Source organism: Pseudomonas sp. R45(2017) (assembly GCF_002112305.1).
GTDB classification, from domain to species: domain Bacteria; phylum Pseudomonadota; class Gammaproteobacteria; order Pseudomonadales; family Pseudomonadaceae; genus Aquipseudomonas; species Aquipseudomonas paraglycinae.
Genome location: NZ_NEHH01000006.1, coordinates 109,629 through 133,080 on the forward strand (window position 1 = coordinate 109,629; position 23,452 = coordinate 133,080).

Consider the following 23,452-nt stretch of genomic DNA (forward strand, 5'->3'; position numbering starts at 1 on the left):
ACGGCATACTGGTCGCCAACACAGTCGGCGTTGAAGGAATCGGTATGCAGTTGGATCCCGCAAGCGGGTGGTGTCACGGGGTGCAGGTCTGCCCTTCGCCCAACTTCAATGAACGCCCGGCGGGCGAAGTCTCCCTGTTGGTCATCCACAACATCAGCCTGCCACCGGCGCAGTTCGCCACCGGCAAGGTGCAGGAATTTTTCCAGAATCGTCTGGATGTCACGGAACATCCCTACTTTGCCGGGATCGCCGACCTGCGCGTGTCTGCGCATTTTCTGATCGAACGTGACGGCAAGGTCACCCAGTTTGTCTCCTGTCTTGAGCGTGCCTGGCATGCCGGCGTTTCGGTGTTCGAGGGACGGGAAACCTGTAACGATTTTTCCGTAGGCATCGAGCTGGAAGGCACCGATGATCTGCCGTTCACCGATGCGCAGTACCAGGCGTTGACCGTGCTGACCCGGCAGATACAGGCGGCGTTCCCGGCGATCACCGTCGAGCGCATCTGCGGGCACAGCGACATCGCCCCAGGACGCAAGACCGATCCCGGACCCGCATTCGACTGGGCACGCTACCGCGCCGCCCTGGCACAAGAGGAAGGACAATGAGTTTTCTGGTGTTACTGCTGGCGGTATGGATCGAGAAGTTCTCGGCCCTGCGCCAACGGGTTCAAGGCGATGGCGGATGGATCCGCGAACTGCACAAGCTTGAAACCGGTGGGCTGGCGAAACAGCCGTGGCTGGTGCTGATTGTTCTGGTGCTGCTGCCGGTGGCGTTGCTGGGCTTGCTGCTGTTGGTACTGGAGCCGGTGGCCTATGGTCTGCTGGCGTTGCCGGTGCATTTGCTGGTGGTGATTTACAGCCTGGGGCGCGGCGATCTGCTCGGCGAACTAGGGCCGTTTCGCGACGCCTGGCGCCGTGAGGATCTGCAGGCCGCCGCCCATGTGGCCAAGCGTGATCTGAACATCTGCGCCGAAAGCGGCGAGCAATTGCTGGAGCAAGTGCAACGGCATCTGTTGTGGCAGGCCTACCAGAGTTTCTTTGCGGTGATTTTCTGGTACTTCCTGCTCGGCCCGGTCGCGGCGCTGAGCTATCGCTTGCTGGCGCTGGCGGAAGAAAACGCCCAGAACCCGGCGGTGGCGGAACGGGCAGGGCAACTGCGCCACGCCTTCGACTGGGTGCCGGTACGCCTGCTGGCGGCGAGTCTTGCTCTGGTCGGCAACTTCGTCGCTGTCAGTCGGGTGATGCTGCACGAACTGCTGAACTGGAACATCAGCGCTGCGCAACTGATCAACAAGGTCGGGCTGGCTGCCGGGGAAATCCCGCCGGCCGCTGTCGGTCCCGAAGGCATCAACACCCTCGACTGCCTGTGGGAACTGCTGCTGCGGGCGGCGGTGCTTTGGTATGCCGGCTTTGCCCTGTGGACAGTGCTGGCGTAGGCCGTTCAAGTGACGAGGGGGGCAATCCTCCTCGTTAACCTTAAGTTACAAAACCTCCCTTCGATTTGAGCTATACAGAGATGGCGCCCGATAGTGGCTATCTGCTGTCGCCCCGCGCCTGCCAATAAAAACAAGAAAAAACCAAGGGAGACTTCCAGTGAAGAGCTTGCTCTATCCCGCCGTCTCGTTGATGAACCGCTTGAGCTTCGGCATGAAGTTCAGCCTGATCAGCGTGCTGTTCCTGGTGCCAATGCTGGTGACCAATTTCTATCTGGTGCGCGATTCCTACCGTGAATTCCAGGGCACCCGGGTGGAGCTGCAGAGCCTCGATCTGCTGGGCAGCAGCCTGACCCTGCGCCGGGATCTGGAAACCCTCAACAATCTGGTGCAGATCAATGTCACCCTCGGCCAGTCCGGCAAGGCCGGCAATGTCGAGGCGCAGATCACCAGCCTTGAGCAAAACGTCCTGGCGCGCCTGCAAGGGCTGACGCCCATGACGGAGGATCCGGAGCAGATCAAGTTCTTCGAGACCAAGCGCGATGAAATGATCGCCGCCTTCAAGGCCCAGCAAGCGGAAAACTCCCTGCAAAGCAAAAGTGCGCTGATCGGCAAACTGCTGGGCAATGCGCAGATTTTCAGCCAGATCGTGGCCAGTCAGGCCGGATTGAGTCGCGACAATCAGAGCGACATACGCCAGCTCAGCGAGCTGATCACCGCGACCACGCCGGCCGTCACCCAGGCCTTGGGCGAAGGTCGGGCGATGGGCTCGTATTCATTGGGCCAGGGCTTTCTCAACAGTTCGTCGAGCACCCGCTTCGACGAGTTGCTGGTGCAGATCGAAAAACTTCAGGCCGAATATGGCCTGAAATTGCAGGACGCGCTGGGCTCCAGCAAAGCCGCCCGTGATTCCCTGAGTGCACCGGCCGATGCCAGCAAGGCATCGCTGAAACAGGCCGGCACACTGATCGAAGAACAAGTGGTGATGGCCGAAACCCTCGACGCTCCATGGCAGGGGTTTTATGACCAGGTCACCGGGCTGATGGACCAGACCTATCAGCTCAACGACGCCACCCTGAAATTCCTCGACACCCAATTGCAGCAGCGACTGGGGCAAAACCGTACGCACATGGTGCTGCAAGCCGTGGCGTTGTCGGTGGTGTTCGTGTTGATTTTCTATCTCTACGGCGGGTTCTACGCCTCGACTCGCGCCACCCTGAAAAACCTCGGCGCCATGATGGATAAAGTCGCGGCAGGCGACATGACAGTGAATTTCCGCGCCAACAGCCGCGATGAACTCGGCGAGTTGGGCGAAGTGTTCAACGGTACGGTGAGGAAAATCCACGACCTGATCGAACGGGTCGGCCACACCGTTGGCGAGGTCGAGCGACAGGCGGGGCAAGTGGAAAACGTCTCGGCGCAAAGCAATCAGGCGGTCGCCGGGCAACGCACGCAGATCGAGCAAGTGGCCACCGCGATGAACCAGATGTCTGCAACGTCGCTGGAGGTGGCACGCAGTGCGGCGGCCGCGGTCAGCAGCGCCCACAGCGTGAACGACGAAACCATCAGTGGTCGCGGACTGGTGGAATCGCAGCAGGGCAGCATCGCGGCACTGGCGAGCGAAATCGATCAGTCGGTGCTGGTGATCAACCAGTTGGCCAGCGACAGTCAGTCGATCAGCCGCGTTCTGGAAGTGATCAAGAGCATCGCCGAACAGACCAATCTGCTGGCGCTCAATGCCGCGATCGAGGCTGCGCGGGCGGGCGAACAGGGGCGCGGTTTTGCCGTGGTCGCTGACGAAGTCCGGACGCTGGCCAAACGCACTCAGCAATCGACCGAAGAAATCGAGCAGATGATCGCCAAGCTTCACGGTGGCGTCGGTGCGGCGGTGAAGGCCATGGGCGTCAGCCATCAGATGGCCAACGGCACGGTGGGGCAGTCAGAAAAGGTCCAGCAGGCGCTGGAAAACATCCTCGGCGCTGTCGGCATGATCGTCGACCAGAATCAGCAAATCGCCGCCGCCGTCGAGCAGCAGACCGCCGTGGCCCACGACATTGACCAGAACATCGTCGAGATCAACCGTGCCGGTGAGCGCACCGCAGAAGGCGCGCATCAGACCGAAGATGCCAGCCGCGCGTTGTCGGCGCAGGTGGTCGAGTTGAAGCAATTGATCAGCGCGTTCCGGGTTTGACGTGTCCTGCCGACTGTTTACCAGTGAAACAGTTGGCAAGCGTTAGCCGTACTGGCGGCGGCCAGTTGTTCCGGATCGATGCTCATCAAAGCGGCGAGTGACGTGCAGATCGCCGGCAAATGCGCCGGCGTATTGCGCACGCCGGGGAACATGGCGGGTGCCATGTCCGGTGAGTCGGTTTCCAATACCACCGAATCCAGCGGCAAGTCGGCCAGCACCCGGTGCATGCGCAACGCCTGCGGCCAGGTCGGTGCACCTCCGAGGCCGAGTTTGAAACCGAGCTTGATGTATTCCCGCGCTTCTTCACGGCTGCCTGCGAAGGCGTGAATGATGCCGGCGCGTTTGAGCTTGAAGCGCTTGAGCGTGGCGATCACCGCCGCATGGCTGCGCCGCACATGGATCAATGCCGGCAGTTCAAAATCTGCCGCCAATTGTAGTTGTGCCTCGAAAAGCGCTTGCTGGCGTTCGCGGTCGAGGGTTTCGATGAAGTAGTCCAGGCCGATTTCGCCGACCGCACACAGCTGCCGATGACCCTTCAGCCGTGTCAGCCAATCGCCCAGTGCATGCAGGTCTTCAGGCCGATGCTGATCGAGATAGACCGGATGCAATCCGAACGCAGCGTACAAATCGGCGTCGCTTTGCACCAGATCCCACACCCGCTGCCAGTTCCCCTCGTAGACCCCGAGCACCACCATTCGCCGCACCCCGAGGGCGCGGCTTTCGGTGAGCAGCGCCGCGCGGTCGGCGTCGAAGTCGGGGAAGTCCAGATGGGTGTGGCTGTCGATCAGCTCCACGGCTCAATCCCGGTGAATACGCTGCTTGAAGGTACGGGCAATGGCTTGCACGCCAGACTGATAGTCCGATTGCTCGACCGCTGCGAGTGCCAGTTCCAGCGCCTTGTCGGCGATCAACTGGTGCTGCTGGGCCATGGCGTTGACCGGCAGCGGCAGGAAGTCGAGCAACTGGGTGTCGCCGAATGTGCCGAGGCGCAGCGGACGGTTTTTTAACGGGAAGTCATGCAGCGCGTCGAACACGCCCTGCAACAGTACGTAGGACGTGGTCACCAGCGCATCCGGCAAATGCCCGAGGCGTTGCAGGAGTTCTTCCATCAACTGCTTGCCGCACTCGCGGCTGAAGGACTCGGCGTGTTCGATCAGCACTTCGCCCTTGAACCCGGCCAGGGCTTGCTTGAACCCGGCTTCACGTTCCTGGCTGATGCTCAGTTCCGGGCGGGCGCCCAGCAGCACGATCTGTTTCGGCTGCGGGTCGAGCAGGCTTTCGGTCAGGTGCAGGCTGGCTTCGCGGTCATCGCTGACCACCGAACAGAAATGCTCGGCATCCATCACCCGGTCGATGGCAATGATCGGCAGACCCTTGGCCTGCAACTGGCGATAACTGTCGTCACCGGCCGGCAGACAACTGGCGACGATCAACGCATCGCAGCGTCGGGCGCGGAACAGTTGCAGCAGTTGCCGCTCGCTGTCCGGTGCATCGTCGGAGCTGGCGATCAGCAGCTGATAGCCCCGCGCACGGGCGCCTTGCTCCAGCAGTTTGGCGATCCGCGCGTAACTGGGGTTTTCCAGATCCGGCAGGATAAAACCCAGGGTCCGGGTGTGCCGACTGCGCAGCCCGGCCGCCTGTGGATTGGGGGTAAAGCCGTGCAGATCGACCACCGCCCGCACCCGCTCGACGGTGGCGGTGCTGATGCGTTGCTGTTCGGCCTTGCCGTTGATGACGTAGCTGGCGGTGGTCACGGACACTCCGGCCAACCGCGCGATATCACTGAGTTTCAACCCGGGATTTCCTTGTTTTTTCGAGCTTGCCGCGACATTTTCGCCAATCCTACCCGATTCAGGCAGGCGACCATTGTCGCAGCGCATCCGACAAGTTGGACTTCAAGGATGGGACATTATCGAGTAACGTGCCGATCAATCTAGATTAAACGTTTCAGCAAGCGTATTTTCTACGTTTTAGACGCCTTTGGCCGGTTCTGCCGTGAAACCGCCAAAACTGCCTCCTGAAAAGGATGGCCTACAGCGCCTAAGCTGCAACCATTCAAAACAATACCTGGCGCACCACCGCGCCAAAAAGGAGATCGCATGCTCGAGCTCACTGTAGAGCAGATATCCATGGGCCAGTCGGCTGTGGATAAACCCGCCGCTTTGCAATTGCTGGCCAGTCATCTGGTCGCCGATGGTCTGGTCGCCGACGGATACCTCGCCGGCCTGCAGGCCCGGGAGGCTCAGGGTTCGACCTTCCTCGGCCAAGGCATTGCGATCCCCCACGGCACGCCCGAAACCCGCGATCAGGTGTTCGCCACCGGCGTGCGCCTGATGCAGTTTCCCGACGGCGTGGACTGGGGCGATGGCCAGATCGTTTATCTGGCCATCGGCATCGCCGCCAAATCCGACGAACACCTGCGCCTGCTGCAACTGCTGACCCGCGCCCTCGGCGAGACCGATCTGGGTCAGGCCCTGCGCCGCGCGAGTTCGCCCGAAGCGCTGCTGAAACTGCTGCAAGGCGCGCCGCAAGAGCTGGCGCTGGATGCGCAGATGATTGGCCTCGGGGTTTCCGCCGACGATTTCGAAGAATTGGTCTGGCGCGGGGCACGTCTGCTGCGCCAGGCCGATTGCGTGAGCAACGGTTTCGCAGGGGTGTTGCAGCAAGTTGAAGCGCTGCCGCTGGGCGATGGCCTGTGGTGGCTGCACAGCGAACAGACCGTGAAGCGTCCGGGGCTGGCGTTCGTCACGCCGGACAAACCGATGCGCTACCTCGGCCAGCCGCTCAGCGGTCTGTTCTGTCTGGCCAGTCTGGGTGAAGCGCATCAGGCGTTGCTTGAGCGGTTGTGCGCGTTGCTGATCGAAGGTCGCGGCCATGAACTGGGCCGCGCCACCAGCAGCCGCAAAGTCCTCGAGGTGCTCGGCGGTGAGTTGCCGGCCGACTGGCCGAGTGCGCGTATCGCATTGGCCAACGCCCATGGTCTGCACGCGCGGCCGGCGAAGATCCTCGCGCAACTGGCGAAGAGTTTTGACGGCGAAATCCGTGTGCGCATCGTCGACGGTCAGGACAGCGCGGTATCGGTGAAAAGCCTGAGCAAACTGCTGAGCCTCGGCGCCCGTCGCGGGCAGGTGCTGGAAATTATCGCCGAACCGAGCATCGCCGCTGACGCATTGCCGGCGTTGCTGGCCGCCATCGAAGAAGGCCTCGGCGAAGAAGTCGAACCGTTGCCCGCAGTCAGTCAACAGCGTGAAGTGATTACGGACATTGCAGAAGTGCTGACTGCCCCGGCCTCCGGCAGTCTGCTGCAAGCGATCCCTGCCGCCCCCGGCATCGCCATCGGCCCGGCGCACATTCAGGTCCAGCAAACCATCGATTACCCGTTGCGCGGCGAGTCCGCTGCCATCGAGCGCGAGCGTCTCAAGCAAGCGCTGGCCGACGTGCGTCAGGACATTCAGGGCCTGATCGAACGCAGCAAGGCCAAGGCAATCCGCGAGATTTTCATCACCCACCAGGAAATGCTCGACGACCCGGAACTCACCGACGAAGTCGACACTCGCCTCAAGCAGGGCGAAAGCGCCGAAGCAGCCTGGATGGCCGTGATCGAGGCCGCCGCGAAACAACAGGAAGCGTTGCAGGACGCGTTGCTCGCTGAACGTGCCGCCGATCTGCGTGACATCGGTCGCCGGGTGCTGGCGCAACTGTGTGGCGTGCAGACGCCCGCCGAGCCAGAGCAACCGTACATTCTGGTGATGGACGAAGTCGGCCCGTCCGACGTAGCGCGTCTGGATCCGGCGCGGGTCGCGGGGATTCTCACCGCCCGTGGCGGCGCCACCGCGCACAGTGCCATCGTGGCTCGCGCGTTGGGGATTCCGGCGCTGGTCGGCGCGGGCGCTGCGGTATTGCTGCTGAAACCGGGCACGCCGCTGCTGCTCGACGGCCAGCGCGGTCGCCTGCATGTGGACGCGGATGCCGCGACCCTGCAACGCGCCAGCGAAGAACGCGACACCCGCGAACAACGCCTGAAAGCCGCCGCCGAACAACGCCATCAACCGGCGCACACTACCGATGGCCACGCCGTGGAAGTGTTCGCCAACATCGGTGAGAGCGCCGGTGTGATCAGCGCGGTGGAGCAGGGCGCCGAAGGCATCGGCCTGCTGCGCACCGAACTGATTTTCATGGCTCATCCACAGGCACCGGACGAGGCGACTCAGGAAGCCGAATACCGCCGCGTCCTCGACGGCCTCGCCGGTCGCCCGCTGGTGGTGCGCACGCTTGATGTCGGCGGCGACAAACCGCTGCCGTATTGGCCGATTGCCAAGGAAGAAAACCCGTTCCTCGGCGTACGCGGGATTCGCCTGACCTTGCAGCGTCCGCAGATCATGGAGGCGCAATTGCGTGCCTTGCTGCGTTCTGCGGGCAACCGTCCGTTGCGGATCATGTTCCCGATGGTCGGCAGCGTCGAAGAGTGGCGTCAGGCCCGCGACATGACCGAACGCTTGCGTCTGGAAATCCCGGTTGCCGACCTGCAACTGGGGATCATGATCGAGGTGCCGTCTGCCGCGTTGCTGGCGCCGGTGCTGGCCAAAGAGGTGGACTTCTTCAGCGTCGGCACCAACGATCTGACCCAGTACACGCTGGCGATTGACCGTGGTCATCCGACCCTGTCCGCCCAGGCTGACGGCCTGCACCCGGCGGTGCTGCAACTGATCGACATCACCGTGCGCGCGGCCCATGCCCATGGCAAATGGGTCGGTGTGTGCGGCGAGCTGGCGGCGGATCCGCTGGCGGTGCCGGTGCTGGTCGGCCTCGGTGTGGATGAACTGAGCGTCTCCGGGCGCAGCATCGCCGAGGTCAAGGCGCGCATCCGCGAACTCAGCCTGACGCAATCGCAAACCCTTGCTCAACAAGCCCTGGCCGTGGGCAGCGCCAACGAAGTGCGCGCATTAGTGGAGGCCCTGTAATGGCCAAGATTCTCACCCTGACCCTCAACCCGGCGCTGGACCTTACGGTGCAGTTGCCACGTCTGGAGGCCGGTCAGGTCAATCGCAGCGACGAGATGCATACCCACGCCGCCGGCAAGGGCGTCAACGTCGCACAAGTGCTGGCCGACCTCGGTCATGAACTGACGGTCAGCGGCTTTCTCGGCGAAGACAATCTGCAAGCCTTCGAAACCCTGTTCGCCAAACGTGGCTTCACCGATGCGTTTATCCGGGTGCCCGGCGAGACCCGCAGCAACATCAAGGTCGCTGAGCAGGATGGACGCATCACCGACATCAACGGCCCGGGGCCGGTGGTCGGCGTAGTGGCGCAACAGGCGTTGCTGGATCGACTGGTGCAGATCGCGCCGGGACATGACGCGGTGGTGGTCGCCGGCAGTTTGCCGCGCGGAGTCACTGCACAGTGGTTGCGCGAACTGGTCGAACGCTTGAAAACGTTGGGCCTGAAAGTCGCTCTGGACACCAGCGGCGATGCCTTGCGTGCGGCGCTCAAGGCCGGCCCGTGGCTGATCAAGCCGAACACCGAAGAGCTGGCCGATGCGCTGGGCTGTGAAGTGCTGTCCCACGCGTCTCAGGCCGAAGCGGCCAATCGGTTGCACGCCCAAGGCATCGAGCATGTGGTGATTTCTCATGGCGCCGAGGGTGTGAACTGGTTCAGCGTCGGCTCGGCGCTGCATGCGACACCACCGAAGGTCAGCGTCGCCAGCACGGTCGGTGCCGGCGATTCGTTGCTGGCCGGCATGCTCCACGGTCTGCTCAGCGCCGATACGCCGGAACAAACCCTGCGCACGGCCACCGCAATTGCGGCGCAGGCGGTGACCCAGATCGGTTTCGGTATTCACGATGCTGCGCAACTGGTGCAGCTCGAACAGGGCGTGCGCGTGCGCCTCCTGACAGAACAATAAGAGGGTTTGTCATGAAGTTAGCCATTGTCACGTCCTGCCCGAACGGCATGGTCACCAGTGTGCTGTGCGCCCGGTTGCTGGATGCTGCGGCCCAGCGTCAGGGCTGGAGCACCAGCGTCGAAGTGGTAGACGCCGCGCACCCGGAACGTGAATTGTCGGCTGCCACCATCGAGGCTGCCGAGTGGGTGTTGCTGGTGGCCACGGGACCGGTGGACATGACCCGGTTCATCGGCAAGAAAGTCTTTCGGATTGCACCGGCACAAGCCCTGCAGGATGTCGAAGACGTGCTGCGACGTGGCGCAGTCGAGGCCGAGGTGTACGTCGCTGCCGAAGCGCCGCCGATGGTTGCCAGCGCTCAAGCGCCGCGTCTGGTCGCGGTCACCGCCTGCCCGACCGGCGTCGCCCACACCTTCATGGCCGCCGAAGCCTTGCAGCAAGCCGCCAAGCGTCTGGGCTACGACCTGCAGGTCGAGACCCAGGGCTCGGTCGGCGCGCGCAATCCGCTGAGCGCAGCCGCGATTGCCGAGGCTGACGTGGTGCTGCTGGCGGCTGACATTGAAGTCGCCACCGAGCGTTTCGCCGGCAAGAAAATCTACCGCTGCGGCACCGGGATTGCGTTGAAACAGTCCGAAGCCACGCTGAAAAAAGCCCTGGCCGAAGGTGTCGTGGAAAGCGCTGCCGGCGACGGCAAGGCCCCGGCCAAACAAGAGAAAAGCGGCGTCTACAAACACCTGCTGACCGGTGTGTCGTTCATGCTGCCGATGGTGGTGGCGGGCGGTCTGATGATCGCCTTGTCGTTCGTGTTCGGCATCACCGCGTTCAAGGAAGAAGGCACGCTGGCGGCGGCGCTGATGCAGATCGGTGGCGAGACCGCGTTCAAATTGATGGTGCCTTTGCTGGCCGGTTACATCGCCTGGTCGATTGCCGACCGTCCCGGACTCGCGCCGGGCATGATCGGCGGTTTGCTGGCGAGCACCCTGGGCGCCGGTTTCATCGGCGGAATCGTCGCCGGGTTTATCGCAGGCTACGCGGCCAAGGCGATCAGTCGTTATGTGGCGCTGCCGCAAAGCCTGGAAGCGCTGAAACCGATTCTGATCATCCCGTTGTTCGCCAGTCTGTTCACCGGGCTGGTGATGATTTACGTGGTCGGCAAACCGGTGGCCGGGATGCTCGCGGCGCTGACGCATTTTCTCGACAGCATGGGCACCACCAACGCGATTCTGCTCGGTGTGCTGCTGGGCGGCATGATGTGCGTCGACCTCGGCGGGCCGATCAACAAGGCTGCGTATGCATTCTCGGTGGGGCTGCTGGCCTCGCAGAGTTACGCACCGATGGCCGCGACCATGGCCGCCGGCATGGTGCCGCCGATTGGTCTCGGCATCGCCACGTTCATCGCCCGGCGCAAGTTCGCCCAGACTGAACGCGAAGCCGGTAAAGCGGCGCTGGTGCTCGGGTTGTGCTTCATCTCCGAAGGGGCGATTCCGTTTGCCGCGAAAGACCCGTTGCGGGTGATCCCGGCGAGCATTGCCGGCGGTGCGCTGACCGGTGCGCTGTCGATGTACTTCGGCTGCAAACTGATGGCGCCCCACGGTGGCCTGTTCGTGCTGGCGATCCCGAACGCGATCAACCATGCGCTGCTGTATCTGCTGGCAATCGTCGCGGGCAGCCTGCTGACGGCGGTGGTGTATGCGCTGGTCAAGCGGCCGGAGGCCGTGGAACTGGCGCTGGAGCCCGCGAAGGCGTGAGGTGTCACACCCCTTTCATCTAGCAGTGCTTAAGTTTTCCTTTTTTCAGGGAGAACACCATGAGCGATTTCAATCCCGGTCGCCGGCGCGTGATGCAAGCCGTCGGCGCCGGACTGCTGATGCCGGGGCTGGCGCCGGCCGTGATCGCGTCGGTCAAGGATCGACCGCAACTCACTGACGGCGTGCAATCCGGCGACTTGCAGGGCGACCGCGCGATGATCTGGAGCCGCGCCGACCGCCCGGCGCAGATGGTGGTGGAGTGGGACACCCGCAGCCAGTTCCGCCATCCACGTCGTGTCGTTTCCGCGCTGGCTGATGCCCGCAGCGATTTCACCGCTCGCGTCGAACTCACCGGGTTACCCGCCGATCAGGCGATTTTCTACCGCGTGTATTTCAAGGACGCCCGCACCGGCGTCGCCAGCGAACCGTGGCTCGGTCACTTGCGCAGTGCACCGACCGCGCGGCGCAATATCCGCTTCGTGTGGAGCGGCGACACCGTCGGCCAGGGCTTCGGCATCAACCCCGATATCGGCGGCATGCGCATCTATGAAGCCATGCGCATGCGCCTGCCGGACTTCTTTATCCACAGCGGCGACACCATCTATGCCGACGGCCCGGTGCCGGCGCAACTGACCACGGAGGGTGGCCGGATCTGGCGCAACCTCACCACGGAAGCCAAGAGCAAGGTCGCCCAGACCCTCGACGATTATCGCGGCAATTACCGCTACAACCTGATGGACGAAAACGTCCGCCGCTTCAATGCCGAAGTGCCGCAGATCTGGCAGTGGGACGACCATGAAGTGGTCAACAACTGGTCGCCGGGCAAACAGCTCGACGAACGTTATCAGGAAAAAAATATCCATACCCTGGTCGGCCGTGCGCGCCAGGCCTGGCTCGAATATTCGCCGATGCGTTTGCAGGCTGCCGATGGCGGCGGGCGCATCTATCGCAAGCTGAGCTACGGGCCGATGCTCGATGTGTTCGTGCTCGACATGCGCAGTTATCGCGGGGCCAACGATGACAATCTCGGGGCGGAAAAACCGTTCCTCGGGCGCGAGCAATTGAACTGGCTCAAGCACGGACTGAAGGCGTCGAAAGCCCAGTGGAAGGTCATCGCCGCCGACATGCCGATTGGTCTTGGCGTGCCGGATGGCGAGGTCAGTCCCGGTGTTGCGCGCTGGGAAGCGGTGGCCAACGGCGACCCAGGTCCGGCGCAGGGACGTGAGCTGGAAATCGCCGAACTGCTGGGCTTTTTGCGCGCGCAGCAGGTGCGCAATTTCGTGTTCCTGACGGCGGACGTGCATTACTGCGCGGCGCATCACTATCACCCGGATCGCGCGGCGTTCCAGGATTTCGAACCGTTCTGGGAGTTTGTCGCAGGACCGTTGAACGCCGGCAGTTTCGGACCCAATCCGCTGGACAAGACCTTTGGCCCGCAAGTGGTATTCGAGAAGGCGCCGGCGGTACAGAACGCCTCGCCGTTTGCCGGGTTTCAGTTTTTCGGTGAGGTGAACATTGACGGCCAGAGCGGGGAGATGAGCGTGGTGTTGCGGGATCTGGAGGGTGTTGCGGTGTTCGAGCAGAAGCTGCAGCCGGTCTGAATGCAGCACCTTGGGTCACTGTGGGAGCAAGGTTGCTCCCACAGTGACCCAAGGTGAATCAGTAAACGTCGCGGCGATAGCGACCCTGTTCGATCAGGCGTTCGACTTCAGCGGCGCCCAGCACTTCATTGAGCACCTGATCCACGCCCGACGCCATGCCTTGAAGGCTGCCGCAGATGTAGATCACTGCACCGTCCGCCAGCCATTTCTTCAACTCGCCGGCCGATTCGCGCAGACGATCCTGCACGTAAATCTTCTCGGCCTGATCCCGCGAGAACGCCAGATCCAGGCGTTCCAGATCGCCATTGATCAACCACTCTTCCAGCTCCGCACGGCAGAGGAAATCGTGCTCGCGATTGCGCTCGCCAAACAGCAGCCAATGACGCTGCTGATTGTCGGCGATCCGCGCCTTGAGCAAGCTGCGCAGCCCGGCGAGGCCAGTGCCGTTGCCCAGCAGGATCATTGGCACCGGAGCGTTCGGCAGATGGAAACCGCTGTTGCGGCGGACCCGCAGGCTGATGCTGCCGCCGACCGGAGCATGCTCGGTCAGCCAGCCGGAACCGATGCCGAGGCTGCCGTCGGCGTGTTGTTCCTGACGCACGATCAGCTCCAGCACGCCGTCGGCGGCAATCGAGGCGATCGAGTACTCGCGCATCGCCAGCGGCACCATCGCATCGACCAGCGCCTGAGCGTGCAGGCCCACCAGATGCGCGCGGTGCTCGGGCAGCTGGCGGGTGGCGAGGGCGACCTCCAGCGACTCTTCCAGGCCGTTGACCTTGACGCTGGTTTCACCACGGATGCCGAGGCCGTCGAGGAAATGCTCGATCGCCCACGGGCAGTTGCGTGGCAGTACTTCCACCAGATCGCCGGCCAGCCAGCTGCGGGAGGTCGGCGCGGTCAGGCCGAGCAGGAAGACGGGGGATCCGCTGCTGTCCGGGTTCATCAGGTCGCGGCGCACCAGCGTCCAGTTCTCGTAGCTCGGTGCCTGCCAGGTATCGACCGGTGCTTGCCCGGTGATCAGGCCGAGCTGGGTCTGCCAGTGACGCAGGGCGTAAGGATCGCCGCTGTCGACTTCCACCGGGGCGAACAGGGTCTTGCCGCCGTGTTCGCCCAGCCATTGATGCAGGCGTCGGGCGAAACCGCAGAAGTGCTGATACTGACGGTCGCCGAGGCCGAGCACCGCGTAATTGAGGCTGTCGAGGGTCGAGGCGTTCTTCAGCACTTCGCGCTCGAAACCGCGAGCGCTGTCCGGCGCTTCGCCGTCGCCGAAGGTGCTGACCACGAACAGCGCGTTGTTCGATTCGCGCAGATCCTGCTCGCTGACATTCGCCAGCGGCTGCACCTTCACCGGCAATCCGGCCGCCTGTAACTGGCCGGCGGTCTGCCACGCCAGTTGCTCGGCAAAACCGCTCTGGCTGGCGAAACCGATCAGCCACGCCGGTGTATCGCCGGCCGGTTGGTCGAGACCTTTGCGGGCATCCTTGATCTGCTTTTTCTTGCGGCGGCGATCCAGATACAGCAACCAGCCGGTGATGAAGAACAGTGGCATCAACACCGCCGCGACTGTGACGATGATCCGTCCGACCAATCCGAAATAGCTGCCGACATGCAGCGCGTAAATGCTGGTCAGCAATTGCGCCTTGAAGCTTTTGTCGGCGTAGCGGTCGACGCGCTTGACCACGCCGGTGGCCGGGTCGAGGGTGATCTGGTTCAGCGCGCGGTCATGGGGCGAGCTGTCGAGCAGATAGAACACGGTCGCCGGTTGGCCGGCCACCGGCGGCATGCGGATGTTGTAGGAGGCGAGGCCCGGACCTGCGGAACTGTAGATGCTGACCCACATCGCGGCGTAATCGGCAGTCGGCGCCGGGCCTTCGGGGGCCGGGCCACGACCGCCGCGCACGCGCTCGTTTTGCGGCGCATCGGAGAGCAATTTGGTCAGGCCCTTGTTGTACCACTCATAGGACCAGGACAGTCCGGTCAGCGCCAGCAGCAGGTAAACCAGCATGCACCAGGTGCCGAACACCGAGTGCAGATCCCAGTTGAAGCTGCGGCCCTTTTTCTTCCAGTCGAGGGTCAGCCACACGCGCCAGCTGTTCCACTGGCGCGGCCAGCGCAGGTACAGGCCAGACAGGCAGAAGAACAGCAGCATCAGGGTGCAGGCGCCGGTGATGTTGCGGCCGGTATCGCCCATGGCGAGGAACCGGTGCAGTCGCAGCATCAGGCCGAAGAAGTCCTGGCCGGTGGCGTCGCCCTTGAACTCGGCGGTGTAGGGATCGAAGTAGCGCATCTCGCCCCGGCGCTCGCCTTTGGGCGGGGTGAACCAGACGCGGCCGGCGCTGCCGCTTTCGGTCTCGACCGAGAGCATCGAGACTTTCTTGCCCGAGGCCGCTTCGATCTGCGCCACCAGGTCGGCGGGCGGCAGGACGCCAGCGACCTGCTTCTCGACCTGCAACACGGAAGGGTTGAGGGCTTTGAGGATTTCGTCCTGAAACGAATAGGCAGCACCGGTGATGCCCATCAGGGCCAGCACCAGCCCGGCAGTGATGCCAAAAAACCAGTGCAACTGGAACAGGGTTTTCTTCAACACGTCGCTTGCCTTGTCCGTTCGGAAATTGTGTTCACGGCGTGCATTATGCCGTGGCCTATCGAGAAACGTTCTTTATTACGCACAAAAGCCCCGCTCAAATGAATGAACGGGGCCCGGTACTTCCCTCTTCGATCAGAAGTGGAAGTTGGTGCTCAGCAATGCCGTACGGCCCGCCGCCTGGTTGGCGAAGTGAGTCGAGAAGGCCTTGTCGTAGTAGGTTTCGTTGGTCAGGTTCTGCACGTTCAGTTGCAGGTCGACGTTCTTGCTCAGCTTGTACGCAGCCATCGCGTCGTAGCGAACGTAGGAATCGACCATGGTGGTGTTGGCCACGCTGCCGAACACGTCATCCACGTAGAACGCACCGCCACCGATAGTCAGCTTCGGCGTGACCTGGTAAGTGGTCCACAGGCTGGCGCTGTTTTTCGGCGTGTTAGGCAGCTCGTTACCGTTGTTGGCCTTGTTGGCCGGCAGGTCGCCACCGTCAATCTGTTCGCTGTCCATGTAGGCGTAACCGGCGAACACTTGCCACTTGTCGGTGATCTTGCCGCTGGCGGACAGCTCGATACCTTGAACGCGGGTCTTGCCGGCGTTTTCGTACGAGGTGGTATCCACCTGGACACGCGCGTTTTCTTTCTCGGTGCGGAAGATGTCGGCGGTCAGCGACAGGCGATCGTTCAGCAGATCCCACTTGGTACCGATTTCGTAGTTCTTGGTGGTTTCCGGCTCCATGTCGCTCTTGAGCAGGTTGCCGTTGCGATCCGGCGTGCCGCCCAGCGGGTTGCCTTCCTGACCTTCACCCAGGGTGTTGCCCGGCGGAGTGGCCGAGGTGGCGTAGGACGCGTAGATGCTGCCGTTCTCTGCCGGCTTGTAGACGATGCCGAGCTGACCGGTGACGAACTCGCTGGTGTCAGAACCTTTGGAGGTGGTGTTGCCGGCGGCGGTGTAGGTCTTGTAGCCGGTTTCGAAGTGGTCGTAACGCAGGCCCATGTTCACCAGCCATTGCTCGGACAGCTCCAGGGTGTCGAACGCATACAGCGCGTAGGTATCGGACTGGGTGTCGGTGCCGGCGTAGTTGCGCGAGATTGCGCCGTTCCACGGATCGTTCGGGTTCGGGTTCGACAGCGAGGTGCAATTGTAGCCGCTGGCAGCACCGATCAGGCCCGGGTTGCAGTTGGTGGTCACGGCCGAGGTGCGCGGCGTGGTGTCGGTGTTGACGTTGTACGAGGATTTGCTGCTTTCCTCACGGGTGTATTCGACACCGGTGGAGAAGCTGTTCTTGAAGCCGGCGAGGTAGAAGTTGCCGAACAGGTCGGTCTGGTTGGTGGTGGTCTCGGTGTTGCTCACGCGAGTGTTCGCGCGACGCCAGACGCTGCCGTTGTTCACGTTGCCTTTGCTGTCGTCGGGCTGGGTCAGGATGTAATCCTGCATGCTGGTGCCGTGACGCAGGGTGTTCTTGATCGTCAGCGAGTCGCTCAGGTCATGCTCGATGGCGAAGGTCGCGGTGTCGGTGCGGCCCTTGCGGAAGTCGCGATCCAGACCGTAGAAGTTGCTGTGATCGCCGCCGGCGTACGGCTTGTCCGGGTTGGACTTGGTGCGCGCCGCCGAGCCACCGGCCGGAATCGTGTAAGGGATGCCCGAGTCCGGGGTGTCGTTGCTTTCGAGATGGTAGTAGTCGAGGTTGACGCGGGTGTCGGTGCCCAGGCCGAAGGCAAGGGACGGCGCGATGCCCCAACGGTCGTAGTCGACTTTGTCGCGACCGGCGACGTTGCTCTCGTGGCTCATCAGGTTCAGACGGCCGGCAGCGGTGTCGCTGAACTGGTAGTTGCCATCCATCGTGTAGCGTTGGGTCTGGTCGGAGCCCCAGGTGAAACCACCGTCGAACGAGTTGCCCAGGTGCGCTTTCTTGCTCACCAGGTTGATGCTGCCGCCCGCCGCGCCGCGACCGCCGATGGCGGAGTTCGGGCCCTTGCTGACTTCGATGTTTTCCACGGCGAAGATTTCGCGGCTCTGGGAACCGGTGTCGCGCACGCCGTCGAGGTAGGTGTCGCCCTGGGCGTCGAAACCGCGGATGAACGGACGGTCGCCCTGCGGGTTACCGCCTTCACCGGCACCGAAGGTGATGCCCGGCACGGTGCGCAGCGCGTCCTGCATGTTCAGGGCGCCGGTGTCTTTCAGGACTTGTTGCGGGATAACGGTGACCGAGCGCGGGGTATCAACCAGCGGCGCGGTGTACTTGGGCGAGGAGGCTTTCTCGACCTGGTAGGACGTCGAGTCCTGGGCTTCGCCGGTGATGGCGGTGGCGTCCAGGGCGATGGCATTGCCGGTGGCTTTGCTGTCGGTTTTTTCGGCGGCGAACACCATGTGGCCTGCGGAGCCGGCGGTGATCGCCACGCCGATGGCGGAAGCGAGAAGACGTGGTGAACTGACCGGTACTTGTGCTGGTTGACGTGCCATTTTTATTCCCCTCCCCAAGGATTTGAGGCGGCGGAATATAGGGTAAACAGGTATTCGTATCAATTGCGAAACATTACTATTCGCGACAAATTTACATTCTTTACAATTTAACCTTACGGTTTTTACCAGTTCATTCGTCTAGCGGGTTTTACACAGTCAATAAGAATCAATACCATTGCCGCCTCTTTGCCATCAGGTGACATTGCCATGCTGCTGCACATCCCCGGGCTGTTCGCGAAAGACGAAGTGCAGCGTATTCGCGAGGCGCTGGAACAGGCCGACTGGGCCGATGGCAAGATCACCGCCGGCTATCAATCGGCCAAGGCCAAGCACAATCTGCAACTGCCGGAAGGCCATCCGCTGGCCAAGGAAATCGGCGCCGCGATGCTTGAACGCCTGTGGAAAAACCCGCTGTTCATGTCGGCCGCGCTGCCGCACAAAGTATTCCCGCCGTTACTCAACTGCTACTCGGCGGGCGGCAGTTTCGATTTCCACATCGACAACGCGGTGCGTCAGCCCAAGGGCAGCATCGAGCGCGTGCGCACCGATCTGTCGGCCACGCTGTTCTTCAGCGAGCCAGAGGATTACGACGGCGGCGAGCTGGAGATCCAGGACACCTTCGGCACCCAGCGAGTGAAGCTTCCCGCCGGCGACATGGTCTTGTATCCCGGCACCAGCCTGCACAAGGTCAACGCAGTCACTCGCGGCGCGCGTTATGCCTCGTTCTTCTGGACCCAAAGTCTGGTGCGCGAAGACAGCCAGCGAGCCTTGCTGTTCGAGATGGACGGGGCGATCCAGCAACTGACCCAGGACATGCCCGATCACCCTTCGCTGATCCGCCTCACCGGCACTTACCACAACCTGCTGCGTCGCTGGGTCGAGGTGTAAGTGGCGGATTTTCGGTTACGTCGCGAAGAAGTCCTCGACGGCGAACGCCTCACCGCCATGCTCGAAGAGAGTCCTGCCCGCGCAGCGCAGGCAATTCTGCTGGCGGCGGGTGAGGGCGTGCTGGAAGCGCAGGCGCTGCTCGGGCAGATCCTGCTCGATGGTCACGGGATCGCTCAGGACCAGCCGCTGGCCTTGCGCTGGTTTGAGATTGCCGCCGGGCAAGGTCATCTGATGGCGCGCAACATGCTCGGTCGCTGCCATGAGCACGGATGGGGTTGTGTGGCCGACGCAGCGATTGCCGCCCAGCAATATCGCGTTGCAGCGGATGCCGGGCTGGATTGGGCGATGTATAACCTGGCCAACCTGCTGGCAACCGGGCGCGGTGTTGCGGTCGATCATCTTCAGGCCATCGCGCTGTATCAAAGCGCGGCCGAGGTCGGGCATGCCAAGTCGATGAACCTGCTCGGGCGTTATCTGGAGGAAGGGCAGGTGTGTGCGGCGGATCCCGCAGCGGCTCGTGACTGGTATCGACGTTCGGCCGAGGGCGGGGACTTTCGCGGGCAATTCAGCTATGCAGCGGTGCTGGCAGATGAGGGGCGGATCGATGATGCGCTCATCTGGCTGGAGAAAGCGCTGACTGGCGGCAACCTGAATTTCCTGCGCGTGGCCAGCCAGACGCTGGCGAGCGCAACCGATCCGCGAATCCAGGCGCTTGCGCAGGCCTACGCTCACCGTTGCACCGAGTTACAGAACGCCTGAATCGCATCCATAAAAAAGCCCATGACACGTCATGGGCTTTTTGCATTACGCCAGCATCGCTTACACGTAGAACGATTTCAGCGGCGGGAAGCCGTTGAACTCTACCGCGCTGTAACTGGTGGTGTACGCACCGGTCGACAGCCAGTACAGGCGATCACCGATCGCCAGGTTCAGCGGCAGGCCGTACTTGTAGTTTTCGTACATGATGTCGGCGCTGTCGCAGGTCGGGCCGGCGATCACGACTTCTTCCATCTCGCCTTTCTTCTCGGTCCAGATCGGGAACTTGATTGCTTCGTCCATGGTTTCGATCAGGCCGGAGAATTTGCCCACATCGGTATAAACCCAACGCTCGACGGCGGTGCGGGATTTACGCGCGACCAGCACCACTTCACTGACCAGGATGCCGGCGTTGGCAATCAGCGAACGACCTGGCTCCAGGATGATTTCCGGCAGGTCATCACCGAAGTCTTCCTTCAGGAAGCGGATGATTTCTTCGGCGTAGGTTTCCAGGCTGTTGGTGCGGGTGATGTAGTTGGCCGGGAAGCCACCGCCCATGTTGATCAGCTTCAGGTGGATGCCGTCTTCTTCTTTCAGGCGCTCGAAGATCACTTTGACCTTGGCGATCGCCGCGTCCCAGACGCTGATGTCACGCTGTTGCGAACCGACGTGGAACGAGATGCCGTACGGCACCAGGCCCAGGTCGCGGGCGAGGATCAGCAGGTCCATGGCCATGTCGGTCTGGCAGCCGAACTTGCGCGACAGTGGCCAGTCGGCCGTGGTCGAGCCTTCGGTCAGGATGCGCACGTAAACTTTGGCGCCCGGTGCGGCTTTGGCGATGTTGCGCAGGTCGGCTTCCGAGTCGGTGGCGAACAGACGCACGCCCTTCTCATAGAAGTAGCGAATGTCCTTGGACTTCTTGATGGTGTTGCCGTAGCTGATCTGATCCGCGCTGACGCCGCGGCTCAGCACTTTGTCCAGCTCATAGATCGAGGCGATGTCGAAGCTCGAACCTTTCTCTTTGAGCAGGTCGATGATCTCGACGGCCGGGTTGGCCTTGACCGCGTAGTAGACCTTGGCGAATTCGAAACCGGCGCGCAGGTCATCGTAGGCCTGGGCGATCATTGCGGTGTCGATCACCACGAACGGGGTTTCCTGTTTGTCGGCGAACGCCTTCATTTTCTGAAAGGTTTCGCGCGCGAAATAGTCTTCGACCTGGATCGACATACTTGGGAGCTCCTATGGGCAAACTCGTAAAAACAATGGGTGCGAGGGTGTGTCATCAATGAATTCGCGAGTGCGTTGCGCCTGAGCGCGTGCCAGGCAAGGCGCAGGCCGCCGCTAATGGTCGCTCCCTTCGCAAGGCCTGCAACGCAGCATGGCGCGCGCTCAGGCACAACCCGAAGGGCCGGGCCTGCTTTTGCGCAGGGCTGCGTTGCTCGTCCCTTATTTGGAACAACCAAACTGCGGGCCTCGCGCCTTGCCCTGCGCAAAAGCAGACCCGGCGCACTCGTGAATTCATTGATGACACACCCTCCTGAACGCCCTCCGTATCCCCACTTTGGTTCGCCTACTTCCCAAGGCATGTCGCCGAAAGCAAAAAGGCCATGGGAAATGTAGTCTTTCTTTCCCTTGGCCTTGCTGTCTCGTCGTCAGTACTTGAGCCGGATGGATCGTTTCCAGCATGGACGTTCGGCGCGAACTTTAGGGCGTGAGGGGCCTGAGATCAACTAAAAATGTCGCGTTTTTGCACGCTTCTGACGTGCGTCGCGGATATCACTCTTTGTAGCCGACCGAGATGACGGTCAGATGTTCCGCAATAATTTTCAGGTGTTAAAAATACCTGCACGTTCGACGCTGATGTGTGCCAAGTCTTAGATAAGTGCGTTCACTTCAACATCGGCGACGTTGGCGGCGAGAAGGGGAGGTGCGAGGGAAGTTGCTGGTTGAGGCAGAGATCTTCGGGCGGGTTCAACCTTCTGACGTGTTGATATTTCTTGCCGGCTCATAGTCGGCAAAATAATCACGGCTTTCAGATTCCGGCGGTCGAAAAAAAGGGCTGTCGAACAGCCCTTTTGCATTTGATCAGGCCACCGCTTCGGCCGGTGACACGATATTGGTCTTCATTCCGCGCGAACGGCCCGAACTCAGGTAAGCCGCAATCGACTCCTGGGTGACTTCGCCGAGGAACACTCGCTCGGCATCCATCACCGGCAACCATGCCCGATTGAACTCGTACATGCGCGACAACAGGATGCGCAAATGCTCGTCGTATGCCGCCGTGGCGTTGAACTCGCGCAGGAATTGCGCACAGGTGCCGGTCTGACGATGCAGATCACGACGGCGCACATAACCCAGCGCCTTGTTCTCCGCGTCAGTGACGACGACATAACGACGGTCATGCTCGTCCATCAACTCCAGCGCATCGGCCACCGGGGTTTCCGGGCTCACCGACGGCGCGTTATCCGCCGCATCTTCAGCCTTCACCAGCAGTAGACGCTTGAGGGTGCTGTCCTGACCGACGAAGTTGCTGACAAAGTCGTCCGCCGGATGGGCGAGCAGGGTGTCCGGGTGGTCAATCTGCAACAGTTTGCCGGCGCGGAAGATTGCGATCTTGTCACCGAGCTTGATCGCTTCGTCGATGTCGTGGCTGACCATGATCACGGTCTTGTTCAGCGCACGCTGCATCTCGAAAAATTCGTTCTGGATCATCTCGCGGTTGATCGGGTCGACCGCGCCGAATGGTTCGTCCATCAGCAGCAGCGGCGCATCCGCCGCCAGCGCGCGGATCACGCCGATCCGTTGCTGCTGGCCGCCGGACAATTCACGCGGGTAACGATGCAGGTATTGCTTGGGTTCAAGCTTGATCATGCTCATCAGTTCGCGGGCGCGGTCGTGGCATTTCTGTTTGTCCCAGCCGAGCAGTTTCGGCACCACCACGATGTTCTCTTCAATGGTCATGTTCGGGAACAGACCGATCTGCTGGATCACGTAACCGATGTTGCGACGCAGGGTCACTTCGTCGAGGTCGGTGGTGTCTTCGCCGTTGATCAGGATCTTGCCCGAGGTCGGCTTGATCAGGCGGTTGATCATTTTCAGCGTGGTGCTTTTGCCGCAGCCCGATGGCCCGAGGAACACACAGATTTCGCCTTCATTGACGGTCAGGCTTACCGAGTCCACGGCTTTCACATCTTTGCCGTTGCTTTGGAAGGTCTTGCTGAGGTTTTGAAGTTCGATCATTTGAGGAGTCCTTTTGGAGTCAGCGAACGTTGCAGCCACTGCAAAATGAGGTCGGCGAAGATCGCCAGAAGACTGACCAGCAGCGCGCCGACGATGAGCATCGACATGTCACTGCGGCTGATGGAGGCGAGGATCAGCACGCCGAGGCCGCCGGCGCCGATGGTTGCGGCAATGGTCATCACGCCGATGTTCATCACCACGGCGGTGCGCACGCCGGCGAGGATCACCGGCACTGCGATTGGCAACTCGACCATGCGCAGGCGCTGGCCGAAGGTCATGCCGATGCCGCGTGCGGCTTCACGAATGCCCGGTTCGACGCCGGTCAGGGCGAGGTAGGTGTTGCGCATGATCGGCAGCAGTGAATAAAGGAACACGGCGGTGATCGCCGGCATCGGGCCGAGGCCCTGGCCGAATTTCGAGTAGAACGGCAGCAGCAGGCCGAACAGCGCAATCGACGGCACGGTCAGCAGCACCGTGGCGCTGGCCTGCAAGGGACCGGCGAGGCTCGGGAAGCGCGTCATCAGGATGCCCAGCGGCACGCCGATGAGGATCGCCAGGCTGACGGCGATGCCGACCAGCGTGATGTGCTGCCAGGTCAGGTGCATCACCTGCTGCCAGTCGAGGTGGGAAAAGGCGTTCAAAAATTCCATGACTTT

Annotated in this window: 16 protein-coding genes; 9 read left to right on the plus strand and 7 right to left on the minus strand. The window is 62.1% G+C overall.

Going from position 1 to position 23,452, the window contains the following annotated elements:
- The first annotated feature begins 44 nt into the window (after positions 1-44).
- From ampD to CAF74_RS15410, 3 genes are all read left to right on the plus strand, one after another.
- Positions 45-605 carry a 1,6-anhydro-N-acetylmuramyl-L-alanine amidase AmpD gene (ampD, locus tag CAF74_RS15400; protein ID WP_011332414.1) on the plus strand — a complete coding sequence of 187 codons (561 nt, stop codon included), beginning with the start codon at positions 45-47 and terminating at the stop codon, positions 603-605.
- Positions 602-1,435 carry a regulatory signaling modulator protein AmpE gene (gene ampE, locus CAF74_RS15405; RefSeq protein ID WP_085746887.1) on the plus strand — a complete coding sequence of 278 codons (834 nt, stop codon included), beginning with the start codon at positions 602-604 and terminating at the stop codon, positions 1,433-1,435. Before ampD ends, ampE begins: the two co-directional genes overlap by 4 nt.
- Positions 1,436-1,592: 157 nt before the next feature.
- A complete protein-coding gene (locus CAF74_RS15410) occupies positions 1,593-3,623 on the plus strand; it encodes a methyl-accepting chemotaxis protein (protein WP_085746888.1) in 2,031 nt (676 codons plus the stop codon).
- A 17-nt stretch (positions 3,624-3,640) separates the two neighbouring features.
- Here CAF74_RS15410 and CAF74_RS15415 read toward each other — a convergent pair whose 3' ends face one another.
- Together CAF74_RS15415 and cra are read right to left on the minus strand one after the other, a co-directional pair.
- Positions 3,641-4,417 carry a TatD family hydrolase gene (locus CAF74_RS15415; protein ID WP_085746889.1) on the minus strand — a complete coding sequence of 259 codons (777 nt, stop codon included), beginning with the start codon at positions 4,415-4,417 and terminating at the stop codon, positions 3,641-3,643.
- A gap of 3 nt (positions 4,418-4,420) precedes the next feature.
- Positions 4,421-5,416 carry a catabolite repressor/activator gene (gene cra / locus CAF74_RS15420; protein WP_085746890.1) on the minus strand — a complete coding sequence of 332 codons (996 nt, stop codon included), beginning with the start codon at positions 5,414-5,416 and terminating at the stop codon, positions 4,421-4,423.
- A gap of 306 nt (positions 5,417-5,722) precedes the next feature.
- Here cra and ptsP point away from each other — a divergent pair, with 306 nt between their 5' ends.
- The 4 genes from ptsP to CAF74_RS15440 are packed head-to-tail and all read left to right on the plus strand — an operon-like array spanning position 5,723 to position 12,871.
- On the plus strand, positions 5,723-8,584 hold the full coding sequence (gene ptsP, locus CAF74_RS15425) for a phosphoenolpyruvate--protein phosphotransferase (RefSeq protein WP_085746891.1): 2,862 nt from the start codon (positions 5,723-5,725) through the stop codon (positions 8,582-8,584).
- Positions 8,584-9,525 (plus strand): 1-phosphofructokinase, encoded by a 942-nt coding sequence (gene pfkB, locus CAF74_RS15430; RefSeq protein WP_085746892.1) that lies wholly within the window; start codon positions 8,584-8,586, stop codon positions 9,523-9,525. The genes ptsP and pfkB overlap by 1 nt, the downstream gene beginning before the upstream one ends.
- 11 nt (positions 9,526-9,536) lie before the next feature.
- Positions 9,537-11,270, plus strand: coding sequence for a PTS fructose-like transporter subunit IIB (locus tag CAF74_RS15435; protein ID WP_085746893.1), 1,734 nt, complete (start codon positions 9,537-9,539; stop codon positions 11,268-11,270).
- 59 nt (positions 11,271-11,329) lie between these two features.
- Positions 11,330-12,871 carry an alkaline phosphatase gene (locus CAF74_RS15440; RefSeq protein ID WP_085746894.1) on the plus strand — a complete coding sequence of 514 codons (1,542 nt, stop codon included), beginning with the start codon at positions 11,330-11,332 and terminating at the stop codon, positions 12,869-12,871.
- A gap of 58 nt (positions 12,872-12,929) precedes the next feature.
- Here CAF74_RS15440 and CAF74_RS15445 read toward each other — a convergent pair whose 3' ends face one another.
- Both CAF74_RS15445 and CAF74_RS15450 read right to left on the minus strand, forming a co-directional pair.
- Positions 12,930-15,458, minus strand: a complete 2,529-nt coding sequence (locus CAF74_RS15445; RefSeq protein WP_085746895.1) for a sulfite reductase flavoprotein subunit alpha — start codon at positions 15,456-15,458, stop codon at positions 12,930-12,932.
- A 132-nt stretch (positions 15,459-15,590) separates the two neighbouring features.
- Positions 15,591-17,912, minus strand: coding sequence for a TonB-dependent siderophore receptor (locus CAF74_RS15450; RefSeq protein ID WP_085746896.1), 2,322 nt, complete (start codon positions 17,910-17,912; stop codon positions 15,591-15,593).
- Positions 17,913-18,119: 207 nt separating this feature from the next.
- Here CAF74_RS15450 and CAF74_RS15455 point away from each other — a divergent pair, with 207 nt between their 5' ends.
- Together CAF74_RS15455 and CAF74_RS15460 are read left to right on the plus strand one after the other, a co-directional pair.
- Positions 18,120-18,800, plus strand: a complete 681-nt coding sequence (locus CAF74_RS15455) for a Fe2+-dependent dioxygenase (RefSeq protein WP_085746897.1) — start codon at positions 18,120-18,122, stop codon at positions 18,798-18,800.
- Positions 18,801-19,559, plus strand: a complete 759-nt coding sequence (locus tag CAF74_RS15460) for a tetratricopeptide repeat protein (protein WP_256578380.1) — start codon at positions 18,801-18,803, stop codon at positions 19,557-19,559.
- Between the two features lie 60 nt (positions 19,560-19,619).
- Here the strand turns inward: CAF74_RS15460 and CAF74_RS15465 are convergent, their stop codons facing one another.
- The 3 genes from CAF74_RS15465 to CAF74_RS15475 form a co-directional block, all read right to left on the minus strand.
- On the minus strand, positions 19,620-20,783 hold the full coding sequence (locus tag CAF74_RS15465; protein ID WP_007953693.1) for a type III PLP-dependent enzyme: 1,164 nt from the start codon (positions 20,781-20,783) through the stop codon (positions 19,620-19,622).
- An 858-nt stretch (positions 20,784-21,641) separates the two neighbouring features.
- Positions 21,642-22,796 (minus strand): betaine/proline/choline family ABC transporter ATP-binding protein, encoded by a 1,155-nt coding sequence (locus tag CAF74_RS15470; protein WP_007953692.1) that lies wholly within the window; start codon positions 22,794-22,796, stop codon positions 21,642-21,644.
- Positions 22,793-23,446 carry an ABC transporter permease gene (locus tag CAF74_RS15475; protein ID WP_007953690.1) on the minus strand — a complete coding sequence of 218 codons (654 nt, stop codon included), beginning with the start codon at positions 23,444-23,446 and terminating at the stop codon, positions 22,793-22,795. The genes CAF74_RS15470 and CAF74_RS15475 overlap by 4 nt, the downstream gene beginning before the upstream one ends.
- Positions 23,447-23,452: the final 6 nt, after the last annotated feature.

Bases quoted from the DNA above. Each gene is read 5' to 3' on its own strand.
- CAF74_RS15440 (WP_085746894.1), top strand. From the start codon at position 11,330: ATGAGCGATTTCAATCCCGGTCGCCGGCGCGTGATGCAAGCCGTCGGC.
- ampD (WP_011332414.1), top strand. From the start codon at position 45: ATGCAGTTGGATCCCGCAAGCGGGTGGTGTCACGGGGTGCAGGTCTGC.
- pfkB (WP_085746892.1), top strand. From the start codon at position 8,584: ATGGCCAAGATTCTCACCCTGACCCTCAACCCGGCGCTGGACCTTACG.
- CAF74_RS15435 (WP_085746893.1), top strand. From the start codon at position 9,537: ATGAAGTTAGCCATTGTCACGTCCTGCCCGAACGGCATGGTCACCAGT.
- CAF74_RS15475 (WP_007953690.1), bottom strand. From the start codon at position 23,446: ATGGAATTTTTGAACGCCTTTTCCCACCTCGACTGGCAGCAGGTGATG.
- ptsP (WP_085746891.1), top strand. From the start codon at position 5,723: ATGCTCGAGCTCACTGTAGAGCAGATATCCATGGGCCAGTCGGCTGTG.
- CAF74_RS15455 (WP_085746897.1), top strand. From the start codon at position 18,120: ATGCTGCTGCACATCCCCGGGCTGTTCGCGAAAGACGAAGTGCAGCGT.
- CAF74_RS15450 (WP_085746896.1), bottom strand. From the start codon at position 17,912: ATGGCACGTCAACCAGCACAAGTACCGGTCAGTTCACCACGTCTTCTC.
- CAF74_RS15465 (WP_007953693.1), bottom strand. From the start codon at position 20,783: ATGTCGATCCAGGTCGAAGACTATTTCGCGCGCGAAACCTTTCAGAAA.
- CAF74_RS15470 (WP_007953692.1), bottom strand. From the start codon at position 22,796: ATGATCGAACTTCAAAACCTCAGCAAGACCTTCCAAAGCAACGGCAAA.
- ampE (WP_085746887.1), top strand. From the start codon at position 602: ATGAGTTTTCTGGTGTTACTGCTGGCGGTATGGATCGAGAAGTTCTCG.